Genomic DNA, 7574 nt, shown 5'->3' on the forward strand with positions numbered 1-7574 from the left:
GGCCTGCCGCGGTGCCTGGTGCCCCGCGGCAGGCCGAGAGCCGCTAAGCGGAACGGACCTCGTAGACGAGCCGCGCGAATGGGCCGGCCGGTTTCGCCTCCATGAGGCGCAACCGGCCGGCCTTGATGTTTCTGGGCAGCACCGGGGCGCCTGCGGCCAGGGCTGCCGGGGCAATGGTCAACGCGATCCGGTCCAGGGCGCCGGCATCGAAAAATTGTCCGGCCAGCTCCCCGCCGCCAAGCACCCAGATGTCCCCGCCGTTCGCGGCGGCCCGGATCTGCTCCAGGTGCTCCTGCACCGGGCCATTGACCAGCCGCACATCGGCGCCCTCGGGAATTGGCAGCCGACGGCTGGTGAAGACGAAGGTCGGCTTCTGCCCGTAGAGCTGTTGCCAGCGTTCGGGGTTCTCCAGCAGTTCCTCCTGCTCCAGCATCCACAGGTAGGTGCTTGATCCCTCGACGTGGACTGCCGCATCCGAGGGGAACAGTGAGGGGTCCGGCTCCTGGGCGCCAGGCACCTCAAAGAGCCACTGCAGGGAATGATGACGGTCGGCGATATACCCGTTCAGGCTCATGGCCAGGTCGTAAATGATCGATGACATGTTCTCAGCGTAGACAGGCAGAGCGTTGACGGCCAACGGGACCGAAGGAGCCAGCCGCGCGCGCCTGGAGGCATTAAATTGGGAGATCTTGAGCGGATTCTACTACTTTCGTAGTGGCTCGCGGCGTACACTTGGCCTACTACATCGCTTGCCGCCAAGGGAGGCGCATCATGGCCCTGACAATGACATCCAGACCGGCCCTGCCGGAAGTTTCCGGGGTGGAGCACCAGTACGTGGACCTGCCCGACGGCCGGATGCATATCGTGAGTGCTGGCCACGGACAGCCGGTACTGCTGCTCTCCGGGTTCGGACAGTCCTGGTGGGAATGGCGCGAGGTGATGCCGGCGCTGGCCGCGAACGGCTACCAGGCAATTGCCCCGGATCTGCGGGGAGAAGGCTGGAGTGAGCTGCCCACCAAGTCAATGAACCGCACCCGGCGCGCCGAGGACATCCTGTTCCTGCTGGATCGGCTGGGACTGGACCAAGTCAGGCTGGTCAGCCACGACCTGGGGGCCATCAGCGCGTATCATCTGACACTGGATCACCCCGAACGCTTCCGCGCCCAGATTCTCTTCTCCGTTCCGCCGCCGCAAATGCGGTTCACCGCCGACCTGCTGCCAGGCATGCGGCATCTGTGGCACCAGGAAGTCCTGGCGATACCGGGCCTGGGGCCAGCCCTGCTGCGTGGAAACTACTTGCCGCGATGGCTGTTCTCGCATTTTGCTGCTCAGCCCTTGGCGCCGGAAGTCGTTGAATTCTATGTATCGCTGCTGCGTGATTCAGAATTCTCGCGGGGCAGCACTCCCCTGTGCCAGAGAATCGTGTTGCCCGAGCTAGCGCGGATTACCCGCGGGGCATACCGCCAGCAGCGCTTTGCCATGCCAACGCTCTTTGTGTTCGGCACCAAAGATGTCGGCTTCCCGCCGCACGTCGTCGACAAGCTCTTCGCGGATCCAAGCACGCTTGGTCGGGACGTACGTGTGGCGGCTGTTCCAAACGCCGGTCACTACGTGGTGGACGAGGCGCCCAACGCGACCATCAAACTCATCATGGACTTCTTCGGGGAATAGGCACCGTGAACCGTTGCCATGTAGGCGGTGTCGAGGCGTGATGGGTAAGAGGTTAGCTGTCCTTGTTGCGCTTTCGCCCCGTTACCGAAAATTGCCAGCTCGAAAAAACAATGGCGATCATCAGTCCGAGCATTGACAATAAGACCATATATAGACCCCACGGATCAGGTATACGCTCGTTCCACGCAAGGACCATGGAAAGTACGAGCGCGATACCCATTACTAATGTCCAGGTTTGATTCTTCTTCATCCCGAACCACGCTACCCCATCACTTCCGCTCACGAGGATTATCAGGTGGCTACTAGAAACGAACTGCCCTTCAGTTCAATGACTCCGAAGGCCAGACGCGAAGGACATGGCCCGTAGCGGTCACAGCTCTTACCCTGCCGTAACGATAGCGACGCGCCGCTTGCATTTTGCCACTACTGGCGACCGACAAAACATGCTCATAGAAGGATAAAGCTCGCAGTAATTCCAACAACTTTTACGAAATGGACCATAGTGCCCTGCACCGTCTTCTCCCCGCTAAAGATGTTGTACAGGCGATTCCGGATCTCCCGTCAAAAGGAAAGACTTCCGGTCGTTTTCATTCCAGACGCGTCGAATGGCGCCACCGAGGTGAGGAGCGATGAGCACATTACCTCAGCCCTTTTAATTATCAAATAAGTACCTGGGTCAAAATACGCCACGGAGCCCATGCTTTCCGGTTTCGGCAGCGTGGGCTCCGTGGCGTCGTTTTTCAGTGCTTACCAGCCGCGCTCGGAGAGGCGATGCGGTACCGGCACGTCGGCAACGTTGATGCCGACCATGGCCTCACCCAGGCCGCGGGAGATCTTGGCCAGTTCATCCGGGTTGTCGTAGAAGGTGGTGGCCTTCACGATGGCCTCGGCACGCTGGGCCGGGTTGCCGGACTTGAAGATGCCCGAGCCGACGAACACGCCGTCCGCGCCCAGCTGCATCATCATCGCGGCGTCGGCCGGGGTGGCGATGCCGCCGGCGGTGAACAGCACGACCGGCAGCTTGCCGGTGGTGGCCACCTCCTTGACCAGGTCGTAGGGGGCCTGCAGCTCCTTGGCGGCCACGTACAGCTCGTCCTCCGGCAGCGCGCGCAGCTTGGCGATCTCGGTGCGGATCTTGCGCATGTGCCCGGTGGCGTTGGAGACATCGCCGGTGCCGGCCTCACCCTTGGAGCGGATCATGGCAGCGCCCTCGTTGATCCGGCGCAGCGCCTCCCCCAGGTTGGTGGCGCCGCAGACGAACGGCACGGTGAAGGGCCACTTGTCGATGTGGTTCTCGTAGTCGGCCGGGGACAGCACCTCGGACTCGTCGATGTAGTCAACGCCCAGGGACTGCAGGATCTGCGCCTCGACGAAGTGGCCGATGCGGGCCTTGGCCATCACCGGGATCGAAACGGTTTCGATGATCCCGTCGATCATGTCCGGGTCGCTCATGCGCGAGACCCCGCCCTGCGCGCGGATGTCGGCCGGAACGCGTTCCAGTGCCATGACGGCCACGGCGCCTGCGTCCTCGGCAATGCGCGCCTGCTCGGGGGTGACCACATCCATGATGACCCCGCCCTTGAGCATTTCGGCCATGCCGCGCTTCACGCGGTCCGAACCGGTCTGGGCCGACGGGGTCTGATCTGGGTTAGACATTCTGGCGTTTTCCTTTCCAACACTGAACGCACTTCTGAGCTACGCCAGTAATCGTAGGATGACGCGTAACATTTCCCTCCGGTGTTGCGTCACATTCGGCAACCCGTAGATTTATCTCCCGATTCGCCTAGGTGACGTAACAATTCACTCGCGAAAAAACGCAGGTCAGATTCGCTTTGCCGCCTGGCCCGGAAAAGGGCGCAGAAGCAAGTCCAGATCCCCTTCGCAGGTTCCGCGGGGCGTCGATCGTGCGCCGGGAACACCGCGGGCCCGGAACCGCCAACTGGTGGTTGGTGGCTCCGGGCCCGCGGGTACGCCTTCGCGTGTGAGGCCGTCTGCGCGGCGCGCTGTGCCTAGACCTGGTTCCAGGCGTTGGCGACCTCGCTGCGCACCTCGCCCAGGGTGGCGGAGATGGCCTTGGAGTTGGCGATGATCGGGAAGAAGTTCCCGTCCCCGCCCCAGCGCGGCACCACGTGCTGGTGCAGGTGCGCGCTGATGCCCGCTCCCCCGGCCAGGCCCTGGTTCATACCCAGGTTGAAGCCCTTGGCGTTGGAGACCTGGCGCAGCACCCGCATCGAATGCTGGGCCAGGGCGCCCATTTCCGCGGTCTCCTCGGCGGTGATGTCATCGTAGTTCGGCACGTGGCGGTACGGGCAGATCAGCAGGTGCCCGGGGTTGTACGGGTAGAGGTTCAGCAGCACGAAGCAGCTCTGGCCGCGGTGCACGATCAGGGACTGCTCGTCGCTGCGGGTCGGGGCGGCGCAGAACGGGCAGTCATCCTTGTCCTGGAACTGGTGCTGCCCGCCCTTGACGTAGGCCATCCGGTAGGGGGTCCACAGCCGCTGGAACGAATCCGGCACCCCGGCCAGCTCGAAATCGTCGGTGACCTTTTCATCGTCCGGATACTGCATCCCGTGGGATCCCTTCCCTCACCCGGCCGGCAGCGCTGCCCGGGCGGCAGGCACGGTGGCCTGCCAGCGCCCGGGCAACGTGGCCCGCACGGGTTGCGTGCGTGTTGAAACGGCGTGCTAGTTGTTGTTCTCGCGGTTGGCGATGGCGTTGACGATGCGGGAGACCGCCTCGTCGACGGACACCCCGTTGTCCTGGCTGCCGTCGCGGAAGCGGAAGGAGACCGCCCCGGCCTCGGCGTCCTCGCCGCCGGCGATGAGCACGAACGGGATCTTTTCCTTGGACGCGTTGCGGATCTTCTTCGGGAAGCGGTCCGAGGAGTCGTCCAGTTCCACGCGCACGCCATGGGACTTCAGCTTGGCCACGACCTCGCCGAGGTAGTCGTTGAACGCCTCGGCGACCGGGATCGCGCGCACCTGCACCGGCGCCAGCCAGGCCGGGAAGGCGCCGGCGTAGTGCTCGGTGAGCACGCCCAGGAAGCGTTCGATGGAGCCGAACTTCGCGGCGTGGATCATCACCGGTTCCTGGCGCGAGCCGTCGGCGGCCTGGTACTCCAGCCCGAAGCGGGCCGGCTGGTTGAAGTCGTACTGCACGGTGCCCATCTGCCAGGTGCGTCCGATGGCGTCCTTGGCCTGGACCGAGATCTTCGGCCCGTAGTAGGCCGCGCCGCCCGGGTCCGGGACCAGCTCGACGCCGGTGGCGGTGGCGACCTTCTCCAGCACGGCGGTCGCCTCGGCCCACTGCTCGTCGGAGCCGATGAACTTGTCGCTGTCATCGCGGGTGGACAGCTCCAGGTAGAAGTCATCCATCCCGAAATCGCGCAGCAGCGAGAGCATGAAGTTCAGCAGGTGCTCGACCTCGGCCGGGGCCTGCTCCTTGGTGACGTAGGAGTGTGAGTCGTCCTGCGCGAAGCCGCGCACGCGGGTCAGCCCGTGCACCACGCCGGACTTCTCGTAGCGGTAGACGTGCCCGAACTCGAACAAACGCAGCGGCAGTTCGCGGTAGCTGCGTCCGCGGGAGCGGAAGATCAGGTTGTGCATCGGGCAGTTCATCGCCTTCAGGCGGTACTCCTGGCCCTGGCGGGTGATGTTGCCGTCCTCGTCGCGCTCCTCGTCGATCTGCAGCGGCGGGAACATGGTGTCGGCGTAGTACGGCAGGTGCCCGGAGGTGTGGAACAGCCCGTCCTTGGAGATGTGCGGGGTGCCCACGTACTGGAAGCCCTCTTCGATGTGGCGGTCGCGCACGTAGTCTTCCATCTCGCGCTTGATGATCCCGCCCTTGGGGTGGAAGACCGGCAGGCCCGAGCCCAGCTCATCGGGGAAGGAGAACAGGTCCAGTTCGGCGCCCAGCTTGCGGTGGTCGCGGCGCTCGGCCTCGGCCAGGCGCTCCTGGTAGGCCTTCAGGTCCTCCTTGGTGGGCCAGGCGGTGCCGTAGATGCGCTGCAGCTGCTTGTTCTTCTCGCTGCCCAGCCAGTAGGCGGCGGCCGAGCGGGTCAGCGCGAACGCGTTCTTGATCAGCTTGGTGTTCGGCAGGTGCGGGCCGCGGCACAGGTCCTTCCAGAGCGTTTCCCCGCTCTTGCGGTCCACGTTGTCGTAGATGGTGGTTTCCCCGGCGCCGACCTCCACCGAGACCCCTTCGCCGGTGGTGTCATCGGCGTCGGCCTTGGCCAGCAGCTCGCACTTGTAGGGCTCGTCGGCCATTTCGGCCTTGGCCTCCGCGGGGGTGACCACGCGGCGTTCGAAGCGCTGGTTCTGGTTGACGATCTTGAGCATCATCTTTTCCAGCTGCTTCAGGTCCTCGGGGGTGAAGGGCTCCTCCACGTCGAAGTCGAAGTAGAACCCGTCGGTGATGTAGGGCCCGATGCCCAGCTTGGCGTCGGGGCGCAGCTGCTGCACGGCCTGGGCCATCACGTGGGCGGTGGAGTGGCGCAGCACCTCCAGGCCTTCGGGATCGGCGATGGTCACGCGGGTGACGGTGGCGCCTTCGTGCAGTTCGCGGGACAGGTCGCGCAGTTCGCCGTCGACGTGCATGACCACCACGTCTTTTTGGTCGGCGTAGTACTGGGCACCGGTCGTCCCCGCGTCCACCTGTACCTGCTCGCCGTCGATGGTGAGAGTCAGCTGCTCGCTCATGAGATCGGGTTCTACCTTTCGTAACGAAAATGGCTTCATAGCTTGCGGCATACCTTGGCCACAGCCAGCCACGACCCAGTTTAGTTCAGCCGGCCGGCGGCGTCCTGCTCACTTCGGGGTTTGTGGCGAATCGGGGCCTTGATGTGACTTGTTCAACAGTTCATCGGCCGAGAGCAGGGCGGAGAAGTGCCACAGTTCGCGCGCCGGCTCGGGTTGGGCGCTGGGGATCCTGCCGGCCTTCAGATCCTGGCGGAAGGCCGGGATCAGCGCCTCGATGCGGCGCACCAGCTCATCGGCCTCGTCGCGGGTGAGCATCAGGTTGCTGGTGCTCAGCAGCGCCTTGGCCTCGATGTCACCGTCGGAGGCGTAGTGCTGCTGGGCGTGGGCCAGGGCGGCGGCCAGGCGGCGCTGCTCGTCGTGGGCGATCTGGCCGAGGTAGGCGTTCATGGCGCTGGTGGATCCGGTGCCCGCGTGCTCAGCGGGTTCGCCGGTGGTGTAGGCGTCCCCCGCCGGGCGCCAGACCCGGTCGCGCTTGTCGCGGGCCAGCTCCGGGGCCTCGGCGATCATCCCGGCCTTGGCCAGTTCGCGCAGGTGGAAGCTGATCTTGTTGGCGGCCACCCCCAGCGCCTCGGCCAGGTCGGCGGCGCGGGCCGATTCCATGGCGGCCAGCGTGTCGAAGATCTGCCGGCGCAGCGGGTTGGCCATGGCCTTGAGCATCGGGGTGGTCAGGGTGACGTTGCGTGGGGCCTCGCTCATGGCAACAGCATAGCAATCCCCCAAATAATATTGCGCAAATTCTATTGCGCAATATTATTTGCGAGCCTATGGTGGTGTCATGACCTCGACCCCAGCCCCGGCCGCCGGCACCACCGCCGGTGAGCCACTGCCCCCTTCCCCGGACCCCGGCGCGCGGCCCGGGACCGTGCGGGTGCCGGAGAACGCCGCGCCGGCCCTGCCGCCGCTGCGCCGCCAGGGCCCCTACCGCCACTGGTGGGCGGCGGACACCTCCGCCCTGCTGGCCGGATCGGTGTACCAGTTCGTGATCCCGCTGCTGCTGCTGGCCGTGACCGGCTCCCCCGCCCAGGCCGGACTGCTGGCCGCCTTGGGCATGGCCGTCCGGGTGGGGCTGACCCTGTGGGGCGGGTCCCTGGCCGACCGGATGAACCGGGCCACGCTGATCGTGCTTGGCGGGTTGACCGGGGCCGG

At 65.2% G+C, this 7574-nt stretch carries 6 protein-coding genes and 1 pseudogene; 2 read left to right on the top strand and 5 right to left on the bottom strand.

The genetic code is table 11. The annotated features are described in order from the left end of the window. Positions 1 to 43: 43 nt before the first annotated feature. A complete protein-coding gene (locus RCJ92_RS08280; RefSeq protein WP_446754296.1) occupies positions 44 to 601 on the bottom strand; it encodes a dihydrofolate reductase family protein in 558 nt (185 codons plus the stop codon). 170 nt (positions 602 to 771) lie between these two features. Between RCJ92_RS08280 and RCJ92_RS08285 the strand changes: the two genes are divergently transcribed. After that, positions 772 to 1671 carry an alpha/beta fold hydrolase gene (locus RCJ92_RS08285; protein WP_446754297.1) on the top strand — a complete coding sequence of 300 codons (900 nt, stop codon included), beginning with the start codon at positions 772 to 774 and terminating at the stop codon, positions 1669 to 1671. Between the two features lie 747 nt (positions 1672 to 2418). On the opposite strand, the gene pdxS is transcribed toward RCJ92_RS08285, so the two are convergent. The 4 genes from pdxS to RCJ92_RS08305 all read right to left on the bottom strand — a co-directional run bounded on the left by pdxS (position 2419) and on the right by RCJ92_RS08305 (position 7124). Then, positions 2419 to 3327, bottom strand: a complete 909-nt coding sequence (gene pdxS, locus RCJ92_RS08290) for a pyridoxal 5'-phosphate synthase lyase subunit PdxS (RefSeq protein ID WP_138174148.1) — start codon at positions 3325 to 3327, stop codon at positions 2419 to 2421. Between the two features lie 353 nt (positions 3328 to 3680). Next, positions 3681 to 4238 (bottom strand): HIT family protein, encoded by a 558-nt coding sequence (locus RCJ92_RS08295; protein WP_396276688.1) that lies wholly within the window; start codon positions 4236 to 4238, stop codon positions 3681 to 3683. 117 nt (positions 4239 to 4355) lie between these two features. Continuing rightward, positions 4356 to 6368 carry a threonine--tRNA ligase gene (gene thrS / locus RCJ92_RS08300; protein WP_138926277.1) on the bottom strand — a complete coding sequence of 671 codons (2013 nt, stop codon included), beginning with the start codon at positions 6366 to 6368 and terminating at the stop codon, positions 4356 to 4358. A 108-nt stretch (positions 6369 to 6476) separates the two neighbouring features. After that, a complete protein-coding gene (locus tag RCJ92_RS08305; protein WP_138926278.1) occupies positions 6477 to 7124 on the bottom strand; it encodes an ArsR/SmtB family transcription factor in 648 nt (215 codons plus the stop codon). 79 nt (positions 7125 to 7203) lie between these two features. Between RCJ92_RS08305 and RCJ92_RS08310 the strand changes: the two are divergent. Next, a pseudogene (locus RCJ92_RS08310) lies at positions 7204 to 7574 on the top strand (hypothetical protein); the annotation flags it as partial.

This window comes from Glutamicibacter sp. BSL13 (genome assembly GCF_052928425.1).

Bases quoted from the DNA above. Each gene is read 5' to 3' on its own strand.
- RCJ92_RS08280 (WP_446754296.1), bottom strand. From the start codon at position 601: ATGTCATCGATCATTTACGACCTGGCCATGAGCCTGAACGGGTATATC.
- thrS (WP_138926277.1), bottom strand. From the start codon at position 6,368: ATGAGCGAGCAGCTGACTCTCACCATCGACGGCGAGCAGGTACAGGTG.
- RCJ92_RS08285 (WP_446754297.1), top strand. From the start codon at position 772: ATGGCCCTGACAATGACATCCAGACCGGCCCTGCCGGAAGTTTCCGGG.
- pdxS (WP_138174148.1), bottom strand. From the start codon at position 3,327: ATGTCTAACCCAGATCAGACCCCGTCGGCCCAGACCGGTTCGGACCGC.
- RCJ92_RS08295 (WP_396276688.1), bottom strand. From the start codon at position 4,238: ATGCAGTATCCGGACGATGAAAAGGTCACCGACGATTTCGAGCTGGCC.
- RCJ92_RS08305 (WP_138926278.1), bottom strand. From the start codon at position 7,124: ATGAGCGAGGCCCCACGCAACGTCACCCTGACCACCCCGATGCTCAAG.